A 26,789-nucleotide genomic window follows, 5' to 3' on the forward strand; every position below is an offset into this window, starting at 1 on the left:
CAGCTTTTAATCCGTCTGGTCTTGCAATAACAGGTTTTTGACTGCCGTTAACTGTAATGGCTTTCAAGTTCTTAGAACCCATAACGGCTCCAACCCCAGAACGCCCTGCAGTACGATCGTCTTCATTCATAATCGCAGCCATTTGAGATAATTTTTCTCCAGCTGGTCCAATAGTCATTACCTTGGCATCCGGATGTTTTGCTTTCAGTGCAATACTGGTTTCAGAAACTAGTTTGCCCCAAATATCCAAAGCTGGTAAAATTTCAACTTTATCTTCTTCAATGTTAATATATACTGGTAAGCTTGCTCTACCTTCAAGAATAATGGCATCATAGCCGGCATATTTCAGGTATGCTCCCCATTGTCCGCCAGAGTTGGAAGATGCAATGGTTCCTGTTAATGGTGATTTAGTAACGACCATGTAACGTCCACCGGTTGGGGTAGCTGTTCCTGATAAAGGTCCGTTAATAATAATAATCTTGTTTTCAGGAGCAAAAGGATCTACTTTTGGATCAACCTCATCCGAGTAAATCTTTGTTCCTAAACCTCGACCACCAATAAACTTCTTAGCCAGTTCAAAATCTAAATCTTCTTTTGTAATACTACCGGTTGTCAGATTGATACGTAAAATCTTTCCCATGTAACCAAACATTTGTACTCCTTTTAAATCTTATTTATTTGTAACCTATTACAGTATACACCTTTTTGTCTGCTTTGTTAAATAAATATCAGGATTTAAGCCAAATGCAAAAATTTATCGGTTCCATCAGAATGGTTCCTACTAAAGAAACTGTTTCTAAAATAAATAAACACGCATTTTTTGTCTCTTTTCTTTTATTTCGCTAAACCAATGGTTTTTAAGATATTATACCCTAATCGCCGCTCTTTTCCCTCTAAAGGAAAAGCATGCATTACAATCATCGGATTGAAATTCAGTTCGATAATACCATAGATTGATTGGGGGTTTTCATAATCCTCAATGATCATATCCACCCCGCAAAATTTTGCATTAAAGGCTTTGGCTGCAGCCAAAGCCTTTGCAATAAAATCCGGGTGCATTTTATCGGTATAATCAATACTATCTCCGCCTGTACTGATATTCGAATTTCCGCGAAGAAAAATCATCTCACCTTTTGGCGGGATTGCCTTGACAGTCAATATCTGCTGTTTTAAAAACATTAATGACTGATCATCCAACTCAATTTTTTTTAATGGGCTGGTCTGTCCATCACCCCGGTAGGGATGTTCATTTTTCTCTTCAATTAATCCTTCAATGGATGTTACTCCATCCCCCACCACATTGGCCGGTCGTCGATGGAGCACTGCCACTACTTCATTTCCCATGGTGAGAAACCGAAATTCCAAACCTGGCAGAAAGGTTTCAATGAGAATAGCTGTGTCATGCTCAAACGCAATACGAGCCCCTTCTAAAAGCTCTTCCATGGTTCCTCCCTGGTTGAAAATAAAAATCCCCAATCCAAAGTTTGTTGATTTTGGCTTAATCACAACTTTTTTGCCAATATATTTATGCAGTTTCCGGCTTGCCTCATCCAGGTCAAAAAATTCCTCGCCTTCAGGCACAGGAACCATATTTTCCTTTAGAATCTTCTTTGTGACAACTTTATTCGCCATTAATAATGCGGTAATATAAGAGTCAGCACTTGTTTTCGTAGCCTGTTTTACATATTCTTTGTGATTACCACGTGTTAAAGCAATAATGTTTTCAGACGGATCCATAGCAGTAACCAAAACACCTCTGGTCATGGCTTCCTTAATTAAGATCTGAGTTGACATTTCCCAATCCTCAAACCCCTTAAGTTGATAGTGGTTTTTCTGGGCTTCTTTTTTATATTTTTTAGCCAAATCTAAATTCGCAGATATATATCCCTTTTCTGCCATTAGTACTTTGATGCGGTGAGCATAAGTCGTATCCGGATTTTTTACCCGGCCTGACATAACATTAATACACTTCCCCTGTCCCAGTTCTAAATAGTCATTGATCTCAGCTATTTTTTCTAAAATATCCTCTGCCCAGGCAGTTTTCAAGGTCCAATGCTGATGATCTAAAAGCTCTAATTCCGGGTTCAGTCCATGTTCAGCCACGAATTTCTCATTAAGAAGGGCTTCCTGCTGCCAAGTATCAAAATTTTCTTCACCTTCCAGTAAAAGAAATAACATGAAAACATTCAAAAATTCAAGATCAATCTCAGCAATACCGCATTTGTCGAAAACATTGAGATCGATGGTTCGAATTTCAAGGTATTGGATGCCATCCTTTTCCAGAGATTCCATTATATCTTTTAAATTTTTAGGTTTCAAACGAATCTGGGCGTACAGCTCTTTGACTTCAGAAATATCCCCTCTTGCAATAAATTCATTGATACTTTCGAAAAACTCACTCATGGAAGAATAATTGGGGTAAATATCTATTATATTTTTGTACCCGCTGCAACTCCCATTTCTTGAAGAGATCAGTATTTCAGTCAGAAAAGTATTCTTTCCGACATCATCCATATCGGTTAAACATTCCCGTAAATAGGAATCGTGAAGTGCCGGGGTGCACCCCATGAGATAAATAATCAACCATCGATACCTTAAATAATTTCTGAGCACCTTCAGGTAGAGCTTGTCTTTAAAATCTTTAAGGGTTGTATCGCTTTTTGATTCCTTCCAGAGCGTTTCAATAAAATCATCGCCAAATGAAAAATTATAATGAATCCCTGAAATCAGTTGGCGTTTGCCGCCATATTTCGCCATCAGCTTTTCACGGTAAGACCGCGCTTGCTTTCCAGCCTCTCCCTCATATATGGCAATGGGAATAACCGAATCATCCGGAATATCACAGGGCATGGACTGGGGCCAGAAATATTCGTTATTTTCTTCTATTTCGGAAATAACAATATTGGTAAGTGCCTCTAAGTTCTCATAGGTTTCTCTCACGGAATGAAATACCGGCGTTACAATTTCCACCTGACTTTCAGAAAAATCGGTGGTGATATAAGGGTTCTCCAGTTTATCTCCAAAAATCGGTGGATGCGGTGTTAATGCGAGCTTTCCCTGGTCTGTTACCCGGAGTCCTTCCCTTTCGATACCAAACCCTGCGGTTAAAATATCCTCAGGTGTCATTTTATGTTTTAATATTTCGATCATGCCTGTTAACCTTTCTCTTGACGTACAGAAGAAATGGTATGAACTGTACTGAAATTTTTTTTGTATTATACCATAGAAATGTTTAGTGCAAACTTTTATAATTCCTTATTATTTCTGGGAATTAAAAATAAGCACCTTGCTTCAAAATCAAAATTAATCGATTTTTATGTATATAAGTGCTATATCCAAAAGCTGTCCTAATTTCATTAAGAAATTAGGACAGCAGTTATTATTATTTATGGTCGGAGTGAGAGGATTTGAACCTCCGGCCTCATGGTCCCGAACCATGCGCGCTACCAAGCTGCGCTACACCCCGTTATTGATTGCAATTCCGACCTATTCATTGTAAACTATAATTATAAAAAAATCAAATCTGTTTGGAGGAAAAAATTTATGCATAACAAAAAACCGTTTTATCGTATTGGAGCATTGGTATTAGTCGCTGCCCTGATTCTTAGTATAATTGTCGTTTACGTCTTACCGTATTAATGAATATCCGTATTATTTCTGTTGGAAAAATAAAAGAAAAATACATGACCATGGCCATCCAGGAATACTCAAAACGCCTGGGGGCCTATTGTCGGTTGGAAATTATCGAAGTTAAGGACGAAAAAGTTCCTGAAAAGCTAAGTGATCAACAGCGTCTTAAGGCCATTCAAGCTGAAGGAAACCGGATCATTTCCTTTATAAAGGAAGATGAAATTCTGGCAACTCTTGAAATTAATGGCAATCAATTGGATTCCCCGGGCTTTTCAGAAAAGATTGAAGCCTATGGGATTCAGGGGAAAAGTCAGCTCACCTTTGTTATCGGTGGATCACTGGGGCTGTCCCCTGAAATTATCAGACGTTCCGACTGGAGTCTGTCCTTTTCAAAAATGACCTTTCCTCATCAACTCTTTCGGGTCATGCTTTTAGAGCAAATCTATCGAGCCTTTAAAATCATCCGAAGAGAAACTTATCATAAATAAATGCTAATTTATAGAACCAGAGAGGTGACTTATGCCCGATTATTTAGTTAAAGCAACTGCAGCCAAAGGTCAGATACGAGCATTTGCAGTAAGCACAAAAACCATTGTTGAAACTGCTCGCACTGTCCATCACACCAGCCCCGTCGTTACCCAGGCTTTAGGACGGCTCCTTACCGCAGGAGCCCTGATGGGCTCCATGATAAAGAATCGTGACGAGCTTTTGACCCTAAAAATTAATGGCGATGGTCCTATTAAAGGATTGTTGGTGACTGCGGACTCCCAGGGGAATGTAAAGGGCTATTCCTATGTTTCGGATTTAAAGGATACCACTTCTATCCCTATGACCGTTTCTGATGCTATTGGTTCAGGTTCCCTGACTATCATCAAAGATATGGGCCTCAAAGAGCCCTATGTGGGTTACTCCCCACTGGTAAGTGGTGAAATTGCTGAAGATCTTACCTACTATTATGCCAAATCTGAACAGATTCCAACATCCGTATCCCTGGGTGTTCTCTTAAATGAGGATGGCTCTGTAAAACAGGCTGGTGGATTTATTATTCAGCTCATGCCCTTTACTGATGAAGAAATGATCCTTAAGCTTGAAAATGTGTTAGCTGACACCTCTTCCATGACTAAGCTGATGGATGCCGGAAAAACACCTGAAGCTATTTTAAAAGAAATTTTTGTTAATCTTGATTTGAATATTACAACGACCGAAATCGTCAGATTTTTCTGCAATTGCTCCCGGGATCGAGTAACTAAGGCCCTTATCGCTATTGGCGAAGCAGAACTTGAAGATATGATTGCAGATGGTGAAAGCACGGAAATCAACTGTGATTTTTGCAGCGAGAAATATGTTTTTTCCACCGAAGATCTTCAATTGCTTTTAAATGCCATTCGCAAGAAGGAAAAAGAAACCGAGGTATAACATGTCATTAACAGAACGCGTAAGCGGTATACTCATGCATATATCAAGCCTTCCCGGTGATTATGGTATTGGCACTTTTGGCCGGGAAGCCAGAGATTTTATCGACCTTCTTGCCAATATGAATTGCAGTTACTGGCAGATTTTACCAACAGGGCCCATTGATGATTGCTACTCACCTTATAAAAGCACCTCAGCTTTTGCCGGAAACCCTTTTTTTATTGACTTAGAGACGCTTCATCAATGGGGACTGTTAACTGAAGAAGAACTCATGAATAGTCGCAGCAAAGATTCCCCTTATGCTGTTAATTATAAAGATCTCATAAAAAATCGCGAAACTGTTTTTGGCTTGGCCTTTCATCGGCTAACCCCCGAATTAAAAAAAAGCGTTCGGAAATTCAGGCGAGCTAATCAGGCATGGCTTCCTGATTTTGCCCTTTATACTACTCTCACCAGGGAATTTTCTGAACCGAATTGGACAAAATGGAAAAACACGAGCCTTATTCACCGGAAATCCCATGCCCTTTACCATGCAATGAAAATGTATATTGAAGAAATCAATTATCATTGTTTTCTTCAATATGCTTTTTATCGCCAATGGTTTGAATTGAAAACCTATGCTAACACAAAAGGGATAAAAATTATCGGGGATATGCCCATATACATTTCACATGAAAGTTCTGATGTATGGAGTCACCCTGAACTTTTTCAATTGGATAGCCAGGGACGTCCTCTTTTTGTTGCCGGCGTGCCGCCGGATTATTTTTCCGAGAATGGGCAACTCTGGGGAAATCCACTTTATCGTTGGGATGTCATGAAAACCGATGGCTATTCCTGGTGGATGGAACGTATTAAAGCCTCCCTTAAAGCTTTTGATATGGTGCGTATCGACCATTTCCGGGGGTTTTCTGCCTATTGGTCGGTTAAAGCTTCTGAAACCACTGCCAAAAAAGGAAAATGGGTTCCCGGTCCTGGTATGGATTTTTTTAATCGAGTCTTCGAAAAATTTCAGGCTCCTGACATCATTGCTGAAGATCTTGGTGTCCAGGACGAAGCACTTACTCAGCTTTTATCAGAAACAGGCTTTCCGGGCATGCGGGTCATGCAATTTGGTTTTATGGACGCCACCAATAACATTCATCTTCCTCATAATTATTCGCAAAATACTGTCGCCTATACGGGTACCCATGATAATAATACTCTTCTTGGTGCCTTTTCTGACTATTCAACTGAAGATCGAACTTATGCTCTCAATTATTGCAACTACACCGATGCATGGGAAAACCAGTGGAAGCTTGGTGGGCCCCAGAGTTTATCCTGTCACTGTTTCGTTAATTCCCTTTGGCAAAGTGCTGCTAATCTGGTGATCCTGCCCATTCAGGATGTTTGTGGATACGGTGAGGATACTAAAATGAACCATCCCGGAACAATTAATGGCAACTGGGCCTTCCGAATAACAAAAGAAGGCCTTTCATCCATTGACATTCAATGGATGAAGAAATTGAATACACTTTACCATCGTGCACCCGTAAAAATCAAAAGGGTGATTGCAAAGTGATGCATCATAATCTTAAACATCTTTTTAAAAATATTTTTTTTATTGTGTTTGTCTGCATTAGTTTAAAATTTTGCACTCAATATGATTTTATAGCAATAGTCATAAATAATTGAGATTTTAAATAAGAACGTATCAACAGTCTGAGGCACATGGATATGTGCCTCTTTTCATGCAAAAATACTTATCTGGATTATTCCCGGATTTTACCCTCAGGTTATGGAATATAAACTTGCATTGCAAACTTAATCTTTGATATAATGACTTAAGGTAAATTTAGGAATAAAAGAAAAGAGGAGGATTTTTCATGAAAAAAGCACTTGCGTTACTGTTGTCTCTGGCCCTGGTTATTACCATGGTTGCCGGATGTTCCGGAGATTCGGCTTCTACGACTAACAGCGACGTCATTAAAATTGGCGTATTTGAACCGTTAACCGGTGCAAACGCAGCTGGAGGAGAATTAGAAGTTGATGGGGTTAAATTGGCCAACCAATTACGCCCTGAAGTATTAGGAAAAAAAGTTGAGCTTGTCGTTGCTGATAATAAATCAGATAAGGCTGAAGCCACAACTGCTGCTGCTCGATTAATCGAGAAAGACAAGGTTGTCACTGTACTCGGTTCCTGGGGGTCTTCACTTTCCATCGCCGCCGGTGACGTTGTAAAAACCAATAAGGTTCCTGCTGTTGCTCTTTCTGCAACAAACCCACAGGTTACTGCTGGGAATGATTATTATTTCCGCGTTTGTTTTTTAGATCCTTTCCAGGGAACTGTTATGGCTAACTATGCAGCTAAAAACTTAAATGCTAAGAAAGTTGCGATTGTCCAGGAAGTTTCCAATGATTATTCCGTTGGTTTGGCTAAGTTCTTTACCGATTCTTTTGTCAAATTAACCGGCAATCCCAATGCAATTGTGGCAACCGGTAATTACAATACCGGCGACCAGGATTTCAACGGTATTTTAACCAATATTAAAGCTGCTAACCCGGATGTCATTTTCGCACCTGGTAACTACACTGAATCTGCTCTACTTATCAAACAAGCCCGTGCCCTTGGTATTACTGCACCATTCATTGGTGGGGATACATGGGAAACCAACGAATTTATCACCATTGGCGGTGCTGAAGTTGAAGGTGCTGTTATGTCAACATTCTTTGATGACACCAACCCTTTAACAGAAGCTGGTAAGAATTTTGTTGCTGAATATAAAAAGGCTTATCCTGATCGTCAAAATATTCCAGCGGTAACCGCTCTGGGATATGATGGATACATGCTCACACTTGATGCCATTGAACGTGCTGGATCTGCTGATCCTCAAGCGATTCGAGATGCATTAGCCGCAACCATAGATTTTGAAGGTGCAACCGGTATGATTACCATTGATACCAACGGAGATGCTCAGAAAAATGGAGCGATCATTAAAGTTGTCAAAGATGGAAAATTCACTTACCTGGATACCGTTACTATTCAATAAGTTACAAATAATAAAAATATATAAATGATATGATCCAAACTTTGAGGGTATTTGTTTTCAGATGCCCTCAATTTAATTCAAAAGATTTAAACGAGGTTATAATTATGGTCATTGGAATGACACTTGAGACATTCTTGCAACAACTTATTAATGGATTATCCCTTGGAAGCCTCTACGCTCTTATCGCCATTGGATATACCCTGGTTTATGGAATTTTAAGACTCATCAACTTCGCCCATGGCGATATTTTTATGATGGCTGCCTATTTCGCATACTTTGGGATTGCAGTATTCTTTCTTCCCTGGTATGTTACTATTTTTATTACCATTGCTTTAACCGCACTTCTGGGTGTTAGTATTGAACGTATGGCCTATCGTCCACTGCGGGATGCACCTAAAACATCCCTGCTGATTTCAGCCATTGGAGTTTCTTTTCTTCTGGAAAATTTGGCAACTTATCTTTTTTCAGGTAAGCCACAAGCCTTCCCGGATTTTCCTTTAATGACCACCCCTATTAATTACGGCTCATTAACAATCCAGCCGGTTTCCATTTTGATTCCGATTGTCACTTTTATTATTATGATCGGTTTGCTTTTTTTAATCAATCATACAAAAGTCGGCATGGCCATGCGTGCCGTTGCTGTGGATTATGATACTGCAAAGCTCATGGGTATTAAGATCAATGGGGTTATTTCTTCTACCTTTGCAATTGGCTCTGGCCTGGCAGCGGTTGGTGCTATTTTATGGTGTATGAAATACCCATCGGTGTTACCCCTCATGGGAGTTGTTATCGGTCTTAAATGTTTTATTGCCGCTGTAATTGGTGGTATTGGCAATGTCAAAGGTGCTGTTCTCGGTGGTCTTATTCTTGGCTTTTCCGAGGTTCTTATGGTTGCCTTCTTCCCTGCCCTAACCGGGTACCGGGATGCCATTGCTTTTGTTATTCTTATTATTATTCTACTTTTTCTTCCCAATGGTATCCTTGGCAAGAAACAAGTTGAAAAGGTTTAGAGGGGGTACTGAAAATGGAAAATATTCAACACCGTTTTGGTGCCTACATCAAAATACACTGGAAAACAATTGTTTTTTTAGGAGTCGTTTTAATCACCATTGGCTTGGTTGATCAGTTCGTCGATTCCTATATTCGAAGACTTTTAAATCTTTGTGCTATTTATACGATTATCAGCCTGGGCATGAATTTAGTCAATGGTTTTACCGGACAGTTTTCATTAGGCCAGGCAGGCTTTATGGCGGTTGGTGCCTATACAGTTGCTGTTTTTACCGTCCCCATAGAAGCCCGTGCCACTATTTTTTACCTGGCACCAATGTCACCGTTATTGGCAAATATTCATTTGCCCTTTATTGTTGCACTATTATTGGGCGGACTCATATCCGCTGGGTTTGCCTTTCTCATCGGCTCACCTTGTTTTAGGCTTCGTGGCGACTATTTAGCCATTGCAACTCTGGGGTTTTCAGAAATCATCCGAATTGTTTTCACAAATACCCAAACCATTACCAATGGTGCTCTGGGAATAAAAAGTATTCCCACCATTACCAGTCTCTGGTGGACTTATGGTATTGCCATCATCATCATTGTTTTGACAGTACTGCTGATTAACTCATCCTATGGCAGAGCCTTTAAATCTATTCGTGAAGATGAAATCGCTGCTGAAGCAATGGGGGTTGGGCTCTTTAAAACGAAAATGACTTCCTTTATGATCAGTGCATTTTTCACCGGTATTGGCGGCGGGTTATTTGCTGCACTTCTGGGGACTGTTGATCCAAAACAATTCTATTTTACCCTGACTTACAACTTTCTGCTGATCATCGTTCTTGGTGGCATGGGAAGTATTTCAGGAACGGTTATTGCCAGCTTTATTGTAACATTGGGACAGGAGTGGTTGCGATTCCTTGACGAACCCATGGCTTTTGGATTAGATCTTCCAATTTTCAGACCCGGTTTAAGAATGGTTGTTTTCTCAGCCCTTCTGATGGTCATCGTTCTTTTTTACCGTAAAGGTTTAATGGGCACCAATGAGCTCACTTGGGATTTTATTGACAAAAAAATAAAAACAATAAAATCAAAGTTTAACAGAAAAAAAACATCAACTCAGGGAGGTGACGATAAATGAGTCTTTTGAAAACTGAAAATGTTGTCATGAAATTTGGGGGTGTTGTAGCCGTTAATAATCTGAACATTGATATTAAAAAAGGAGAATTAGCGGCTCTTATTGGTCCTAACGGTGCAGGTAAAACAACTGCATTTAATGTCATCACCGGGGTTTATAATCCAACCAAAGGAAAAGTTCTTTTTTCTCCAGAGGACAGTCATGGTGTTGCTTCCGAAATTGACATCACCGGAAAAAAACCTAATAAAATTACACACCTGGGTATTGCCAGAACGTTTCAGAATATCCGATTATTCAGAGAACTCACCGTGTTGGAAAACGTTATGGTGGCTACCCATGTCAATGTTAATTACAGCTTTCTTTCTGCGACTCTTCGCCTTCCAAAGGCAGTCAAGGGAGAATTAAAGGCAAAAAAAGATTGTGAATTCCTTTTGGAACGTTTGGGTCTCATTAATTTTAAGGATGAAAAAGCATCTTCACTGCCTTACGGAAAGCAACGCCATTTAGAAATTGCCCGTGCTTTGGCTACTAATCCACAGCTTTTACTTTTAGATGAACCCGCAGCTGGAATGAACCCCCAGGAAACCGATGCATTAACAACTCTTATTTATAAATTAAAAACTGATTTTGACCTGACAATTTTTATGATTGAGCATCATATGGATTTAGTTATGGAAATTTCTGATCATATTTATGTTTTGGATTTTGGTTGCACCATTGCCAGAGGAACACCGGAGCAAGTTCAAAATGATCCGAAAGTAATAGAAGCATATTTGGGGGTAGACGCCGATGTTGAAGATTGAAAACTTACAGGTTGCTTACGGCGGCATTGAAGCGGTAAAGGGCATTGATCTTGAAGTCCCGGATGGCAGTATTGTCACCCTGATAGGATCAAACGGCGCTGGAAAAAGCACCACACTTAGAGCGATTGTTGGCCTTGTAAAAGCAAAATCCGGCAGCATTACCTATAATGATGAAAAACTTCTTGGGTTGGATACCACTAAAATCGTTGGCAAGGGTATTACACTTGTCCCCGAAGGCCGTCATGTTTTTCCTGATCTCACCGTTATTGAAAACCTTAAGATTGGAGCTTATATGCGTAAGGATAGCCTGGATGAGGACATCAAAAACATTTATGATCTCTTCCCCCGTTTATCAGAGCGCTCCTGGCAACAGGCCGGCACCCTCTCCGGTGGGGAACAACAGATGTTGGCAGTTGGACGTGCCATGATGAGCAGACCAAAGCTTTTGATGATGGATGAGCCTTCACTTGGACTTGCACCCCTGGTGGTTAAAGGGATTTTTGATATTATTGAAACCTTGAACAAGGAAGGTATTACTATCCTGCTGATTGAACAAAACGCTAATCTCGCACTGAAAATTGCTGATTATGCCTATGTTCTAGAAACTGGTAAAATTATCAAACAAGGCACCGGAAAAGACCTTCTTAACGATGAGACCATTAAAGAGGCCTATCTTGGAAAGAGCCAGCATACAAAAAAATAGCAGCATTACAAAGGGGGTCATCAATAATTTGATGACCCCCTTTGACTGTCTCTAAACCTTTATTTTATTGAATATCCTATATCACCTCGTTTTTTATGGCTAATGTTTTATTAAATACCCGTTTGAATTTCTTACCGCATTCAGTAACAATCATATCATCAAACACTGAATGACCGGTGGTTAACACATGTAGCACTACCTCATTTTCCTTAATCACGCACTTCAGATCCTTAACAACACCATCCATACTCCGGTCCAAGTATTCGGCAATTTGCAGGAACAGGCTGAGCTGGTCAATGAGGTGACGTTCGTCTTCCTGAAGTAATCCCACATACTCCTCGGATATTTTAATCTTTTTATTCGTACGATGATTTAAAGCAATGAATGCACTTAATAAAAGCTCCTTCTGTTCGATTCCCAAAAGCCCGGAATTTAAAATAATATAAAAACTGTGTTCGTGATGATTACTGTATTGCAGTTTGATTCCTGAATCATGAAGCATGGCACTGGCCTTTAGGATTCTTTCAACATCCCGGGTAATGCCATGAAGAGGCATTAATTGATCGAAAATGGTTTTTGTAAGTTTCAAAACATGATAGGCGTGAGGAATATTAACCGTAAAGTTTAGCATAATATCCACCATTGAGTGTCCGAAAATATCGTAAACCAGATTATCTTCATGATAACCAAAGTATTCGTAAATAATCCCATCACGAAGACCGGAATTACTGATAATGAGCTCCGGGGATTTAATTTGTTTCATGACCCGTGCCAGTGTATAACTCGATCCCACAAAAATATCAATCCGTCCCTTTGAGAGCCCTTTCAGATTTGATCGCTCCACAAAATTCATTTCTGCTGCAAGATCACATATCCGTTGCACCGAACCAGGTGTCATTCGATAATTATGGGGAATTTCCATCGGATAATCAATGATATTTCGATGGATCCGACCAACATTTCGAATGGTTCCTCCTACCCCAATCAAGGGTAAGCCTTTGGCTCTTGAAAATATCGATGTTTCATCAAAGGCTTTTGTCAGAAAATGATCCAGTGCTCTTATTTTTTTATCAGTGACTTCATCTTTTAAATCAAAGCGTTCTGCCAAATCAATGGAGCCAAAGGGCAGACTGATAACATCTATTTTTTTACGGTCTTTAATAAGCACAAACTCGGTGCTTCCTCCGCCGATATCCATAAGAAGGGCATTTTTAACATCAAGGGTATTAACAGCTCCCAGATAATCCATGCTGGCTTCTCTTTCTCCGGGAATCACATCAACCTCAAAGCCGGTTTTTTCATTAATCAGCGCCACATATTCTTTCCCGTTGGAAGCTTTTCGAACGGCAGCAGTGGCAACGACAATGACTTTTTGAATGCCATAGGCATCAACCATCCGCCGATACATCATTAAGGTTTCCAGTCCGTAATCCATGCGATCCTGTCGCATGGCACCGGTTTCAGAAAGTCCTTCGCTCAGCCGGACATTCACTTTAACGTCATCAATTATCTGAAAGTACTCATTATTATAATATTCGCCCACCACCAGATGAACACTGTTTGAACCGATATCTATGACACCAATATTTCGTCGTTCCATTAAATTTTCCCTCCGAAATCCTGATTCAACAATTCTTTTTTCTTAGCCTCATTAAACTCGAATTCAGCTTCTTCACAAAAATATTTTTGGCAGGAAAGCAATTCCTTACCCCGTTTGTCCAACCGCAGATATTCCCCGGTTTCAGTCATAATCCGGGTTTTTATGGTATCCCTCATGGTAATGTCGATAATATGCTTCAGCTTTAACTTTAAGTCTGCATCCTCCACCGGAAAAAGAATTTCAATCCGACGATTGAGATTACGCTCCATCCAGTCGGCGCTTGATAAGAAAATATCTTCTTTTCCCTGATTATAAAAATAGTAAATACGGCTATGCTCAAGGAATGTTCCGACAATGCTGTGTACTGTAATATTTTCACTAACCCCAGGTATCCCCGGAACCAGGGAACACATTCCTCTGACAATCAATTGAATTTCAACGCCTGCCTGTGAAGCCTCGTAAAGCTTATTCACAATGCCTTCATCGATGAGGGAATTTACTTTTGCACAAACGATTCCTTTTTCACCCATTTTCACGTTTTCCATCTCACGGTCAATGGCAATATAGAATGCATTTCGCATGGTTTCCGGTGCTACTTCTATTTTTTTCCAAAATGTATAGTGGCTATAGCCAGTAAGGAGATTGAAAAGCGTGGAAATATCTGCAGCATAGCTTTCTTTCGCTGTAAACATCCCTAAATCCGTATATAACTTTGCAGTCACATCATTATAGTTTCCCGTGCTCAGATGTACATAACGTCTTATTCCATCGGATTCTTTGCGAACCACAAGAATCATTTTGCAATGAATTTTGAGTCCTGCCAGTCCATAAATAACGTGGCATCCTGCCTGCTCAAGCTTCTTAGCCCATACGATATTGTTTGCCTCATCAAAACGGGCCTTAAGTTCCACTAACACTGTCACCTGCTTTCCGTTTTGAGCTGCCTTTATCAATGCTTTTATGATTGGGGAATCTCCACTCACACGATAAAGGGTTTGTTTGATAGCAAGGACGTCCGGGTCAGAAGCTGCCAAACGCACAAAATCTATGACGGTATCAAATGATTGGTAAGGATGGTGTAACAGCCGATCCTTTTCTCGAATGACTTCAAAGATATCCCCGTGGCCATAAAAATCATCAGAAATTAAGGGTGTGTACTGTGGTTCTCTTAATTCCGAAAATTCAGGTCGTCCCTGGAATTTCATAAAACAGGTGAGATCCAGATTTCCTTTGAGTTCAAAAATTTCATCATCAGAAATCTCCAATTCATTCATCAACCATTTTTTCATTTTTTTGCCCATAAATCGTGTGACTTCCAACTTAATACTGGCGCCCCATTTACGCTGCTGAATGGATTTCTCAATTTCAATAAGAAGATCCTCAGCTTCATCCTCATCAATGGCAAGGTCTCCATTTCTGGTAATTCGAAACTGGCCGACCTGCTTAACATCATAACCCGTAAAGAGCTCACTAACAAAAGGGCTAATCAATTCTTCAATGAAAATATAATGACTAAACTCTTCTTCTGATTTTGGCAAAGCGATAATCCGATCCAGGACTTTTGGAATTTCAAGAATCGCCATAAAATCATTTTTTCTCTTATTCTTTCCTTCAGTATCATGGAGAAGTATACATAAATAAACCTGATTATTCTTCACCAAGGGAAAGGGATGGCTATTATCAACGGCTTGTGGGGTCAAAACCGGATAACACACATCTCTGAAGTAATACAAAGCAAAATCCATTTCTTCATTATTAAGCTCTTTATAATCCACAAAAAAGATCTTGTTCTGATTGAGTTCAGGCATAATAGATTTTGAAAGGCAAGTATACTGTCGGGCCATCATTTCCTGAGTTAGCAATGAAAGTTCAACCAATTGTTCCTTTGGCGTCAAACCATCCAGACCTTTCCGGGTATAGCCAACATTAATCTGGTCCATAATTCCGGCAATACGCACCATAAAAAATTCATCCAGGTTGGATGCTGTTATAGCCAAAAATTTTAAGCGATCCATGACAAGGTTCCCTTTATCATAAGCTTCTTCTAAAACACGGTAGTTAAAATCCAGCCAGCTGAATTCTCGATTTATAAATAATTTATTTTTCATGCCTCAATCCTCTTTATTTTCAGTGTGGGTTTAATCCCATAAACATTTTCCATGGTATACCGACTGGATTTGAAAAAATACTCTTCCAATTGAATGTTTTTTCCTGTGGTTACTTCTATGATCAGTCTTTCTTCTTTTAAATGACATTGGAGTGACTGAATTTTTTGCTGGAAGCTCTTATCTAAAGCGATGGCCACTTTTAATATGGCTGCAAGTTTTGCTATCAGCAATTGCTCTTCATCATCGGATGAATATATATTTTCTTCAACAACCATGAATTGGGTTTTTACGGCTTCAGCCACTTTCCCCATGATTTCTTTTTCCCTTTGGGTTACACCAATTAAATCGGTGGTTTCAATAACAGCACGACTTTGTATCCAGTAATTTTTATGGTCAATAAAATTACCGACTTCCATTAAATAACAGAGAATAGACAACAGCTGACGTTCGCGTTTTCCAAGCTGATGATGTTTTTTTAAGGAGTCGAAAATTTTCAAGCTCATCATTTCCACATATTCACTATGTCGTTCACTGGTATGGTATTTTCGACCAATGGCTTTTGCAGATTCATAGGATCCTGTTTCAATCCACTCTGATAACCGCTGGTTTTTTGTAACCTGAAATTCAAAATCTAAAATAGCATCCCCAATACTCATCGGAGTTAGAATAAAGGTTGCTGCCCCGGTATCTTCCAATAATTTCAAATAAAGTATAAGGGTGTGATTCAGAGTTTCAGCTTCTATCTGGTGCAGCAAAGGATACTTTTTCATTAATTGATTTACCGAAAGATTGCCTGCTGTTTTAGTCAGCTTTTCAAATTCCCGGGCTTCAATTTCGTAACATATCTGTCGTTCAGTATACCCACACAACTGGGCGATAACATCCACTTCATGGGATGAAACCAACAATTTTTTTATTTTTCGTTTTTTAATATTTTCAGATATATCCTGGGTATTCATGGTTATAAATTCCAAGAGCAGTATTTCAAATCTTTCTGTATTTTCTTCAATGGCCTTGAGAATTTCCTTCATTTTCAGTAATCCCAGCTCAGCGGTTTGATAATAATCAATGGTTCCATTTTTCATCAAAGCTACTGATACATTTCCGCTTGAAATAGCTGCTATCATTTGATCCCCGGTATTTTCTCCCAGAACATCAAATTTTTCTTCGCATTTTAATAGCATATGTCGATAAATCAAATGGGTTTCTTCTTCTTTCCCAAGGATTTCCACCCCATAACCGCCGGTGTTGATTTTAATCTGTTCAAGAATATAAAGGCGATTCTTCGCCTCCCGGAGAGCGGTTGTTCCAATAATTTTTATTGCCTCTACATCATAGGTTTTTGACATGGCAATATATTCATTAATAATCTGACACAGGGCATAAACCGATTTAAAACTGATTTCACCCTTGGTGAAACTTTGGCTGCCAAAGTTTATCGGATACATAGCCCGGTCTAAAATATTAATACTGCCTTTTCCACGCTGGCCAACAATGAGCTCGCACTTGCTTGAACCAATGTAGATGACTGAAAACCGCTTAATCATTAAAATCACCTCCTGTTATTCATCCTATTTTAACACAATATCGATTAAATAAATGTTAAAACTCAGTCAACTCTCGTATTTTTTGTGAAAATCCGGAATTAAGCCTGGTTTTGAATAATGATTATGATTTCGGCGGATTAAATTCTATGCTACAATTATTACCAGACATAATAATTAAATTTTCAGGAGGATAGCTCATTGGTCGGAACAATTATAAACGCAGTCACCATTATTTTTTGCAGTATCATCGGACTTTTATTTAAGAAAGCCTTACCTCAACGTCTTTGCGAAACAATTACCCAGGGAATGGGCTTAGGTATCATGATTATTGGCATTTCCATGGCTCTGAAAACCCAAGATATTATTATCTTGCTTGTCAGTCTTTTATTTGGTGCCGTCATCGGTGAGCTTCTAAATATTGAAAAACAACTGAAACGTTTAGGAGACAGACTTGGATCAAAAATGAAAAAAAAGGATAACACGATTTCCCAGGGCTTTGTCACCGCATCCCTTTTATTTTGTACCGGCTCCATGGGCATTATGGGAGCCATCGAAAATGGACTAACCGGAACCTACGGTATTCTGCTGAGCAAATCTCTATTAGATGGAATTTTCTCCATAATTTTTGCCTCCACCATGGGTATCGGCGTTCTCTTTTCAGCGATTCCTGTTTTTCTCTACCAGGGCGGCATTACCCTTTTAGCCGGATCCATTAAGACGCTGCTTTCTGCCGGGATGATTAATGAAATGAATGCTGTTGGCGGTGTTCTTATTTTTGCCATTGGCATAAACATGGTAAAAATAAAAAACCTCAAAATAGGAAATTTGCTTCCAGCCATAATAATGCCGATTATTATATTATGGGTGTTGGGATTATTCGGATTCTAAAAACAACTGAAAACTATTTGAAACCGAAAAAAAGCCGGCAGTCAGACCTGCCGGCTTTCTATAATAGAGGATTAATTTAATGGGAGGATTAAATTATTCAGGTTTATGATCAGTTGAGCAGCCCTTTCCGATGGGCTTTAATGTATTTACCGCAATAATTGTCTAAACCAAGGGTTGCTGTGGATGCAATGATACCTGCCATCATTTTTGTGTTGGTAGGATCCAGTACATATCCGTCCATGCCCATGGTCATTGTTTGGACAACAAAGAGGCGATTTAAAATGCTTCGGTTGGGCAAACCATAAGAAATATTACTCAGTCCACACATAAAATGAACTTCCGGGTAATCTTCTTTGATTTTTTTAACCGTATTCAGGACTTCTTGTCCTGCTGTACCAACACTGCTGACTGGTTTGACCAAAGGATCAAAATACATATCATCATCAGCAATACCTTCTTTAGATAATTTTGCGTAAAGATTTTTAACCACTTTCATTCGATCTTCAGCAGTAATGGGCATTCCAGTGCTGTCCATACATAAAACAACAATTTTAGCATTATATTTTTTAATGAGAGGTAATACCGCATCATACCTTTCGTCTTCATCAGAAATGGAATTAATCATTGGACGTCCATTTTTACAAAGTGACAAACCAACCTCCAGAACTTTTGCGCTGGGACTGTCGATACATAGGGGTATATCAACTTCGTCCTGAACAATATTAACTAGCCATGCCATGGTTTCTTCTTCATTTTTAATCATATTGCCACAATTAACATCAATATAGGTGGCACCTGATTTTTCTTGATTCCTTGCAAGTTCACGGATATACGCTTCGTCTTTATTCATGACCGCCTCTTTAACAGCCGGACGGCTTGTGTTAATTAATTCGCCTACTATTGTCAGCATATTTCTCGCCTCCACTCTCTTAATTTTTTATGCAATCATCATTCGGTCACAAAGTTCAACCGCTGTAGAAGCATCTTCAGAATAACCATCTGCTCCGATATCATCTGCAAATTCCTGGGTAATTGGAGCCCCGCCGATAATAACTTTAACCTGATCGCGAACGCCGTCTTTAACCAGTTGTTTAATGGTTGATTGCATTTTCATCATAGTTGTTGTGAGCAATGAAGACATACCAACAATATCAGGTTTATGTTTTTTAACAGCTGCTACAAAATCTTCTTCCTTTATATCAACTCCAAGGTCTACTACTGTATAACCTCGGCTTTCTACCATCATAACTAGCAGATTCTTACCGATATCATGCAAATCGCCATTGACGGTTCCAATAATAATTTTCCCCTTGCTTGGAATATCCCCATCCGTGATTAAAGGTTTTAAAAGTTTCATGCCTTCGTTCATAGTATCTGCGGATTCCATGACTTCGGGTACAAACATTTCACCGCTTTTAAATAAGGGTGCCACAATATTCATACCTGCAATTAAACCATCATTGATGATCGTAATCGGATCTACGCCATCATCAACTAATTGCTGAACCAAAGCTTTTACTTCGTCCAATTCACCATCTAAAACACATTGAGAAACATCTTTTAAAGTTGCCATTATAAGCCTCCTGAGATTCTATTTTTTATATCTTTTTTTAAAGTTTTCAATTCAAATGTTGTATCATCAATTTTTGCCGACGCTCTTTTATTTTAATCCATATTCACTTGGAATAAATTTAGTCATGTCCAGTTCTGATTTCATTTGTTCGTAAAATTCTCCTGCATCATCTGGAATGGTATCAATGGCTTTTTCCATTTTATCCAGCCATTTCATATCACGGCGATCGCTTTTAACAATGCCTTCATTGATAGCCTTCTTTAATTCCTGTACTGTGAGTTTAGCGGCTATTTTAGTTCTCAAGAAATTATCCTGGGTTTTTACTAATTCAGCACTGATTCTCATAACAACATCCGGTCTTAATACATAAGCCTGAACATCTAAGGATGCATCTGAATCGACTAGTAAATCTCTAAACAGAATCTGTTGACCTTTATTAGTTGCAGCATTCATGAGGCGGCAATCGTAAATCAATTGTTCCATAGCCACTACCGGAGCCATTTCAGATAATAATTTAACCTGTTGAATGGATTCATTACTCCAGGTATCTGCAACTGCGGCTGCAATATTACCTACTGGGCTTAAATGAGCACCAGCTGCTGTTTTACCTTCCATACTGATTGGGCAGCCTGTAATAGCTTTTAGGAATGGTCCTTCATAAGCACAATCCTTGCTTGGTCCAACGCATCCCTGTTCAAAAGCAACCAAGGCTCTAGGCACTGCAGCAACACGGATAACAGCTGCAAACACATGTGGAATAAATCCTTTTTCAGCCAAGACCATGGCCGTATTGGCAAAACCACAGGCAGAGTCACCAGCTGGGAAGCAGTTATTTGCTTCTGCAATATCCACTAAATTCTTCCAGAGAAATTCCATATCATTACATCCAAGTATACCCAAAGCAAAAATTGCTGTGCGAATATCAGCTTTTACCAAGGCGCCATCATGAATTTCTTTACCACCGGTTGATTCAATGGAAATGAAGTCAGAACCGTCTTTTGCACACTTTTCGAAAACTTCAAGCATGGTATCCAAGTATTTTCCACTGCGCATAATCGGTGGGCGGCTGAATTCTCTTAAATCATTAGGGGTTGTTCTAATCGCTGATTTTAAACCGTATTTTTCATTCGCTTCTTTCATCGCATTCAAGATAATACGATTGACTTCAATACCATATTTAGGATTTTCTGTAAAGTCAGGAACTGTTTCAAATTCAACCAATACTCCTGGAGCATATAATTCAGATGCGCGTTTCAGTACGCCTTCAATGATATTCGAATAAATAGTGTAGGCCTTCTTAATGGTTGTATCGTTAACATCCATTCCTGGAAGGGTAAAGTTAATTTCTGGGAAAACCTGTCCCCCACCAATGATCATACCACTTTTTGTGGTAACCGGATTTGGACAGGAACCATATACAAAATCGTCTAAATTGCTGTAAGCTAATTGATTAAACTTTTTTACCATCTTTTTTTCCTCCAAATTTTTATTAACTTGCTGGTCGTTTACCTAGGAAGCCATAACCAGTAAATATTTGTTTATGCTATTATAATACAATGAAGTAACCCTCATGTCTTTAGACGATCCTGACAGTTTTAGGTATTATCTTGCCCTTTACATTTATATTGCAATTTCAGGCAAATAAATAGCGCTATTTTTAGTAAAATAGCGCATAACTGTTGTATTATCGTTTTCATCGGAAAATGCTGTGGTTGCCTGCGCCAGCATCGTTCAGGCCGGGCCTGTTCAACCTGAGGCACACACACCGATAAATTAATTGTCATCAAATAATTTTAATCAACTATTTTTACACATTTATCTACAAACTCAGTGAAGGTCATGATCATGGTGATGATGTTCATTACAAATTGGACAAGGTTCATCTTTCTTATGGTGATGGTGTTCTTTCAGAGGTTCAGAGCTTTCATTTTCTATGTACATCAAAACGTTTTCCTCCTGATTACCAGTCAGGGTAAACGCCTGGTTCAAAAGCTTACGACTTTTTAGGCTATCCGTATTCGTAACCAGAGAGTTGATTACCATGTTTACTTCATCGACACTTTGGCACTCACCATGAAATTCGCTGTTAACCTCAGCCAGAGCATTGACGCAACTGAATTTAATAAATGAATCGTCAGCTATTTCTGCAAGGGCCTTAATATGTCCAATAAAACAATCCTTATTTTCAGAAATGGATTGTGCATAATTCTTTAATAACTTACCAATCAATTCCTGCCACTTTTCAACAGTTAAGTTCTTTCCTGATTTAAAATTCACTTTAAAAGCAACTGGGATAAACTCCTTTTGATACATTTAATTTACCACCTTCCGCTTATTAACATCCGACTGAATTCCGGGATTAATTCTTCATTTAAATTCATCATCAAACATTTGACTCCGGGTTTAATATTCTCTGCCATTTCCCTGGCCTGCAAAACCATTTCCGGAGGTGCCTCATCTATTTTATTGATAACCACTATTTTCGAAAGATTTAGTGAGTCCCTGAATAATTGATTTAAATGCACTTGGTAGAGATCGACTCTCAAAGGATCAAAAATAAAAACATTATGAATTTCATTCTCCCGGTAACCACAGTTTGTAATCGCCGGGTACAGAGCTGATGGATCAGCCATTCCGGAAGGTTCAAAAAGAATATAGTCAAGATTATCATATTCATTTAACAGATGATTAATCGTCGCTTCCAGAGTAACTTTTAATGTACAGCAAACACAGCCTCCAAACAAATCCAGGACGTCGTAACCGAGTTTTCGCATCTGCCGGTTGTCAATTCCAACATCCCCGATTTCATTAATAATAATAGCACACTTCTTCTCCTTGTCGGCCAGCATTTCAATGGTCTTAAGAAGCATTGTCGTTTTCCCGGAGCCTAAAAATCCCGTAAACAGCACAATTTCCGGTCGTCTTTTTTTCATAAATTTTCTTCTTTTTCAAACATTAAAGTAACCTTCTTTCTTCCCTAGTAAGCTATTAACGACATCAATGGCATCAAAAATATCTTTGCCATACCCATCCGCCCCAATTCTTTCAACAAAATCCTGGGTTACAGGGCCGCCGCCAACAACAATTTTAAGGCTATCTCGGAGTCCTTCATCGACCACAGCCTTTATAATAGTATTAAACTCACCGATGGTCGTTGTCAGCAGCGCCGACATCGCAAGTACATCCGGTTTATATTGTAAAATTGCCGACATAAAATCATCAGCCGGGACATCGATTCCCAGATCAATAACCTCATAACCATCACCCTGAAGACTCATGGAAACCATATTCTTGCCAATGTCATGCAAATCTCCGGCAACGGTTCCGATGACAATACGACCCTTAGTTTTCGATAGCTCTGAATCAATTAACAGAGGTTTTAAAACATAGAGACTTGCATGCATCGCTCGGGAAGACATCAAAACCTCTGGTATATAAATATTCCCAGCTCTGAATTCCTTACCAATTTTATCCATGGTTGGAATTAACCCTTTTTTTATAATCACCTCTGAATTAATGCCCTGGTCAAGGGCTTTTTCCGTTGATTTTTTCACAAGCTCCGCATTGCCGTCAATCAGGGCTTCTTGTATTTCCTTGATTACTGCTTCCATAAATTTTCTCCTCTTGATTGATCCCCAGATTTTTTACAGATTATGTCTGAACTGTGTTGGCGTCATTCCTTCATTTCGACGAAATACCTTTGAAAAATAACTGCCGTCTTTGTAACCAAGATTCGACGCAATTTCTTCAATTTTATATCGGGGATTGCCGAGCATTTTTTTTGCCTCGTCTATCTTCACCTTTGTCATATAATCCATTACCGTCATGTTCTCACTTTCTTTGAAAATACGACTCACATAAAAAGGACTTAAATAGACAGAATCAGCAATTTCCTCAAGGGTTCGATTATTATGATAATTATTCCTTATATATCCTTTAATGCCTTCAATGGTCATGCGGTTTTTTGATTTCCTGTGGTTTTGAATTTCCTCTAAATAACATTCCAAAGTAGCGGTCACCAGCTCATTGATCTCTTTAATACTATAGCTATTATTGAGTTCCTGCATGAGATTGGCATTGAGACTAATTGATTTTTCAGAATCAACGCCAACTTCCACCGAAGCCCTTGACATGACCACCACCAGCTCAAAAATACGTCCTTTAACGGTTGGCAGTTTCTCACTGCCCTGGGAAAAAATATCCGCAACCATTACCTTGAATATTTTCCGGCATTGATCTAAATCACTTAGCTTAATTTTACCGATTAGCGCTTTTTCCTTCTCTAAAAAAAAGTTCAGGCTCTGACTGTTTAATTTTTCCTCAAGGTTTTTACGGGTTTGTATCTCTTCGTTGAGTAAAAATTGTTGTAATTCCAGCTCTTTTTTCTGATGAATGCTTTCCCATCCTGCCCTGACAATATTGTTAGCAATAAGATAAAGCAGTGATGCCGCACTCTGGACTTTCTCTCCGGAGACAACTTGTAAATTCTTAGCTACTTTAAACAACTCTTTGAAATCATCAGTCAGACAACGATTCATTTCTTCCAGCTCAATCCAAAAAAACTCTTCTGGCTCCCACATTAAAACCTGCCCACAGATAATGGTTCCCAGATGGTTTCCATCAATAATAATCGGAGCTGCCCATTCGATCAAGCCGGCAGGACATCTGAAAATATATGGTTCATCAAAAATTGCCGCCTGCTTCCCTGCTCTGGCATAGGAACCCACACAGCGGTGTATTCCCTTCTCCCTTTCCATTTTCCAAATCATCTGACAAAATTTGCAATTTTTTTGAGCATCGTTTTTCGAAAAAATCGAATGACCATCAACATCAACAATATTTGCTGTCATTCCTGTTACCATAGTAAATGCATCTAATATTTTTTTCATCATTTCTTTATCGACTAGCTGTAATAAATATGCACGACTTGATAATCCCCTGGAATTACTATTACTAAATTCCTTTTTCATTTTTCACCTCTTTATCAACACGCGGTAAATCGTTAAATCTTCTCATACTTAGAATATAACACTTAGCAAATAAATAACAGGTGTTTTCTTGTCTTTTTTTGTACAATATTGTTCGATAAATGGTTATATTTCTTATACTATAACCTTATATATTAAGCAATCGTTCGATATTCATGTACTTTGCAATGTTTAGATCATAAAAAAAAGAGCCTAAGCTCTTTTTATGATCTAAATTCTATTTCACTGGACTAAAAGAGCCTTTATCAGCCCCGCATTCCGGGCAAACCCAGTCTGCTGCTAAATCAGCAAATGCCGTTCCAGCTGCTGCACCGTTGTCTGGATCTCCAACTGCCGGGTCGTAAACATAACCACAAATATCACATTCATATTTTTGCATTGTTGTTCTCCTTTCGGTTTAAAATAGTTTATAATCATATTATAATCATTCTAAAATATATTTCAACCTTTTTTAATCTTTTCTTAAATTTCTTAAATCGCTATTTTAATTATATGTAGTGCATCAGATTTGCTGCACCAATAATTCCGGCCTCATTTCTTAGCTCTGCCAGAACAATCTCAGGTACTGCAAAATCCGGATAGGTCAAATATTTTTTTGTTGCAAAACTGATTTTTTCGAGGAGAAAATCCCCGGCATAGGATAGTCCTCCACCAATGGTGTAAATCTCAGGGTCTATCACATCGCTGATATTGGATATGGCCATGCCCAAATATTCAGCAAGGCGATCCACAGCCTCAAGCGCCAGTTTATCTCCTGTTTTTGCCTCATGCAGAATAATTTTTCCGTCCAGAATGTTCGACTTTTTTAATGAAGAGCTTACTCCCTGCTTCAGACGCATGTCACAATACCTGACCAATGCCGTTCCCGACGCAAAGGTTTCCAGGCAACCATTTTTACCACAGTTACAGGTATAAAAGTTTTCACCCATAATCATATGGCCCACTTCGGTTGCAACGCCATGAGCCCCGGTTATGATTTTATGACTAAGAATAAGTCCGCCGCCTACACCTGTGCCTAAGGTAATCATCATGGCATTAGCCCTGCCGATAATACTCCCAAAAGCAGCTTCAGCAATACATGCCGCAGTGGCATCGTTCACCAGAAGAACATTTATGGATAGCCTGGCTTCTAAATCTTTTTTTAATGCCCTGTTTTTCCAAAAAAGGTTCGGACTTGATAACACGGTGCTGCCATCACCAGACACAATTCCCGGTATTCCAATGCCCACTGCCTTTTCAGTTGGAGCTATTTCCTGAAGTGCCTTTATCAATTGGACTAAATCATCGAGCACCGCACGATAACCCCGACGACTCTCTGTCATTATATATCGTTCCTCGAAAATATGCCCCTGTGTACTTACAATGCCGCCTTTAATCGTGGTGCCGCCCAAATCAATACCGATGCCCATACTGCCTCCCAATATCATCAAACTTTTTATTTTATTATAACATTAGATGAAACCGGAAATGGCAGGTTTTTTATAAATGCTTTTAAAAAAAAACACCGCCAGAAACTTTTTAGTTTCTTACCATGCTTTTGATTAAATATTTACGGACGCTTCTTTTTTCTGGAAATTGAAATAATTAAACTCCCACCTAAAATGATTGCAACAACATAACCGAGAGTTCCCAGGGCCGGAATACCCAGGATTTTTGGGTTCATATTTGTGGTGGCAATAAAACTGGAACCGATAAGCAAAGCAGCAGTAATAATACAGTTCACGATTTTGTTGACCATTTTATCAATTTCTGCCAGGGGCTGCTCTGATCCTGTGATTTCTAAATTAATCTTGAGCTGACCCTTATTGGCAAAGTTAAAAAAATCTGATATCTGTCCCGGAATTTCAATGGCCTTCTGACCTGAATTAAAGAACCTGCGTCCATTACTTTTTATGAACTTCATTAAGTCGAAGTTCCTTGATTCCTGTCCGGCCATGTGAGTTGTCATAATATTAACGATATTAATTTCCGGGGCTATTTCAACCATCACGCCTTCTATGGTAACGACTCCGCGAGTGAGCATGCTAACGCCGCCAGGCATAGCCAGTTGGTTCTCGCCTGCAATGCGTAACATTTCTTCCATAACTTTGCCAATATGAATATTGCTTAAATCTTCGGTACCGTATTCTTGAAGCATCCTATCAATGGATTCATATAACTGAGAATAATTAATCTTAGGTCCTTTATGCACGCTAATTAACAGGATTGCTGTTCCCAGTGCCTCGACATCACTAGTAGCCACAGCTTTGACAATCCGTCTAAAGAGGTCTTTATCTCGTTTGGTGAGAGTTCCCATCATTCCCAGATCAATCCATACAATTTTTCCATCATCAATAAAAATGTTTCCTGGATGGGGGTCAGCGTGGAAAAACCCATCATCAA

General features: G+C 39.1%; 24 protein-coding genes and 1 tRNA gene. 9 read left to right on the top strand and 16 right to left on the bottom strand.

Translation table 11 applies throughout. The features are described 5' to 3' along the window. The 3 genes from VIK44_RS13245 to VIK44_RS13255 form a co-directional block, all read right to left on the bottom strand. On the bottom strand, positions 1-652 hold a 652-nt coding region (locus tag VIK44_RS13245), incomplete at its 3' end, for an aldehyde ferredoxin oxidoreductase N-terminal domain-containing protein (RefSeq protein WP_331554366.1). 182 nt (positions 653-834) lie between these two features. Continuing rightward, the gene (gene gshAB, locus VIK44_RS13250) at positions 835-3,150 is read right to left on the bottom strand and encodes a bifunctional glutamate--cysteine ligase GshA/glutathione synthetase GshB (RefSeq protein WP_331554367.1); all 2,316 of its coding nucleotides are present in this window, start codon (positions 3,148-3,150) and stop codon (positions 835-837) included. Between the two features lie 239 nt (positions 3,151-3,389). Continuing rightward, positions 3,390-3,466: transfer RNA gene (locus VIK44_RS13255), tRNA-Pro, on the bottom strand. 172 nt (positions 3,467-3,638) lie between these two features. Between VIK44_RS13255 and rlmH the strand changes: the two genes are divergently transcribed. The 8 genes from rlmH (at position 3,639) to VIK44_RS13295 (ending at position 11,703) form a co-directional block, all read left to right on the top strand. Continuing rightward, a complete protein-coding gene (rlmH, locus tag VIK44_RS13260) occupies positions 3,639-4,118 on the top strand; it encodes a 23S rRNA (pseudouridine(1915)-N(3))-methyltransferase RlmH (RefSeq protein WP_331554368.1) in 480 nt (159 codons plus the stop codon). Positions 4,119-4,149: 31 nt separating this feature from the next. Next, the gene (gene hslO / locus VIK44_RS13265; RefSeq protein WP_331554369.1) at positions 4,150-5,046 is read left to right on the top strand and encodes an Hsp33 family molecular chaperone HslO; all 897 of its coding nucleotides are present in this window, start codon (positions 4,150-4,152) and stop codon (positions 5,044-5,046) included. 1 nt (position 5,047) lies between these two features. Further along, positions 5,048-6,601, top strand: coding sequence for a 4-alpha-glucanotransferase (gene malQ / locus VIK44_RS13270; protein WP_331554370.1), 1,554 nt, complete (start codon positions 5,048-5,050; stop codon positions 6,599-6,601). Positions 6,602-6,905: 304 nt separating this feature from the next. Then, entirely contained in the window at positions 6,906-8,069 is a 1,164-nt protein-coding gene (locus tag VIK44_RS13275) for an ABC transporter substrate-binding protein (RefSeq protein ID WP_331554371.1), read from the top strand. Positions 8,070-8,185: 116 nt separating this feature from the next. Next, complete coding sequence (locus tag VIK44_RS13280; RefSeq protein WP_414637084.1) at positions 8,186-9,079, top strand: branched-chain amino acid ABC transporter permease; 894 nt, start codon at positions 8,186-8,188, stop codon at positions 9,077-9,079. 14 nt (positions 9,080-9,093) lie between these two features. Further along, entirely contained in the window at positions 9,094-10,200 is a 1,107-nt protein-coding gene (locus VIK44_RS13285) for a branched-chain amino acid ABC transporter permease (RefSeq protein ID WP_331554373.1), read from the top strand. Next, positions 10,197-11,000: an ABC transporter ATP-binding protein gene (locus VIK44_RS13290; protein WP_331554374.1), complete on the top strand. Its 804-nt coding sequence runs from the start codon at positions 10,197-10,199 to the stop codon at positions 10,998-11,000. The genes VIK44_RS13285 and VIK44_RS13290 overlap by 4 nt, the downstream gene beginning before the upstream one ends. Continuing rightward, positions 10,987-11,703, top strand: a complete 717-nt coding sequence (locus VIK44_RS13295; protein WP_331554375.1) for an ABC transporter ATP-binding protein — start codon at positions 10,987-10,989, stop codon at positions 11,701-11,703. Before VIK44_RS13290 ends, VIK44_RS13295 begins: the two co-directional genes overlap by 14 nt. A gap of 76 nt (positions 11,704-11,779) precedes the next feature. Here the strand turns inward: VIK44_RS13295 and VIK44_RS13300 are convergent, their stop codons facing one another. The 3 genes from VIK44_RS13300 to VIK44_RS13310 are packed head-to-tail and all read right to left on the bottom strand — an operon-like array spanning position 11,780 to position 16,958. Further along, on the bottom strand, positions 11,780-13,303 hold the full coding sequence (locus VIK44_RS13300) for a Ppx/GppA phosphatase family protein (protein ID WP_331554376.1): 1,524 nt from the start codon (positions 13,301-13,303) through the stop codon (positions 11,780-11,782). Beyond that, positions 13,303-15,411, bottom strand: coding sequence for an RNA degradosome polyphosphate kinase (locus tag VIK44_RS13305; protein WP_331554377.1), 2,109 nt, complete (start codon positions 15,409-15,411; stop codon positions 13,303-13,305). The genes VIK44_RS13300 and VIK44_RS13305 overlap by 1 nt, the downstream gene beginning before the upstream one ends. Beyond that, positions 15,408-16,958: an exopolyphosphatase gene (locus VIK44_RS13310; protein ID WP_331554378.1), complete on the bottom strand. Its 1,551-nt coding sequence runs from the start codon at positions 16,956-16,958 to the stop codon at positions 15,408-15,410. Before VIK44_RS13310 ends, VIK44_RS13305 begins: the two co-directional genes overlap by 4 nt. 198 nt (positions 16,959-17,156) lie before the next feature. On the opposite strand from VIK44_RS13310, the gene VIK44_RS13315 reads away from it, so the two are divergent. Next, complete coding sequence (locus VIK44_RS13315) at positions 17,157-17,846, top strand: DUF554 domain-containing protein (protein ID WP_331554379.1); 690 nt, start codon at positions 17,157-17,159, stop codon at positions 17,844-17,846. Positions 17,847-17,955: 109 nt separating this feature from the next. On the opposite strand, the gene VIK44_RS13320 is transcribed toward VIK44_RS13315, so the two are convergent. From VIK44_RS13320 to VIK44_RS13365, 10 genes are all read right to left on the bottom strand, one after another. Continuing rightward, positions 17,956-18,753 (bottom strand): methyltetrahydrofolate cobalamin methyltransferase, encoded by a 798-nt coding sequence (locus tag VIK44_RS13320; protein ID WP_331554389.1) that lies wholly within the window; start codon positions 18,751-18,753, stop codon positions 17,956-17,958. Between the two features lie 30 nt (positions 18,754-18,783). Further along, positions 18,784-19,419 carry a corrinoid protein gene (locus VIK44_RS13325; protein ID WP_331554380.1) on the bottom strand — a complete coding sequence of 212 codons (636 nt, stop codon included), beginning with the start codon at positions 19,417-19,419 and terminating at the stop codon, positions 18,784-18,786. An 87-nt stretch (positions 19,420-19,506) separates the two neighbouring features. Next, positions 19,507-20,886, bottom strand: a complete 1,380-nt coding sequence (locus VIK44_RS13330; RefSeq protein WP_331554381.1) for a methyltransferase MtaB domain-containing protein — start codon at positions 20,884-20,886, stop codon at positions 19,507-19,509. A gap of 360 nt (positions 20,887-21,246) precedes the next feature. Beyond that, positions 21,247-21,732, bottom strand: a complete 486-nt coding sequence (locus VIK44_RS13335; protein ID WP_331554382.1) for a hypothetical protein — start codon at positions 21,730-21,732, stop codon at positions 21,247-21,249. Positions 21,733-21,737: 5 nt separating this feature from the next. Then, positions 21,738-22,352 (bottom strand): GTP-binding protein, encoded by a 615-nt coding sequence (locus VIK44_RS13340; RefSeq protein WP_331554383.1) that lies wholly within the window; start codon positions 22,350-22,352, stop codon positions 21,738-21,740. A 15-nt stretch (positions 22,353-22,367) separates the two neighbouring features. Beyond that, on the bottom strand, positions 22,368-23,030 hold the full coding sequence (locus VIK44_RS13345) for a corrinoid protein (protein WP_331554384.1): 663 nt from the start codon (positions 23,028-23,030) through the stop codon (positions 22,368-22,370). Between the two features lie 33 nt (positions 23,031-23,063). Then, positions 23,064-24,389: a PocR ligand-binding domain-containing protein gene (locus tag VIK44_RS13350; protein ID WP_331554385.1), complete on the bottom strand. Its 1,326-nt coding sequence runs from the start codon at positions 24,387-24,389 to the stop codon at positions 23,064-23,066. 235 nt (positions 24,390-24,624) lie between these two features. Continuing rightward, positions 24,625-24,786: a rubredoxin gene (gene rd / locus VIK44_RS13355; protein WP_331554386.1), complete on the bottom strand. Its 162-nt coding sequence runs from the start codon at positions 24,784-24,786 to the stop codon at positions 24,625-24,627. A gap of 109 nt (positions 24,787-24,895) precedes the next feature. Next, positions 24,896-25,816 (bottom strand): ROK family protein, encoded by a 921-nt coding sequence (locus VIK44_RS13360; protein ID WP_331554387.1) that lies wholly within the window; start codon positions 25,814-25,816, stop codon positions 24,896-24,898. Positions 25,817-25,956: 140 nt separating this feature from the next. After that, positions 25,957-26,789 (bottom strand): AarF/UbiB family protein (locus VIK44_RS13365; protein WP_331554388.1); only part of this gene is annotated, 833 nt, incomplete at its 5' end.

It is taken from the genome of Acetobacterium sp., assembly GCF_036508315.1.
GTDB lineage: Bacteria > Bacillota > Clostridia > Eubacteriales > Eubacteriaceae > Acetobacterium.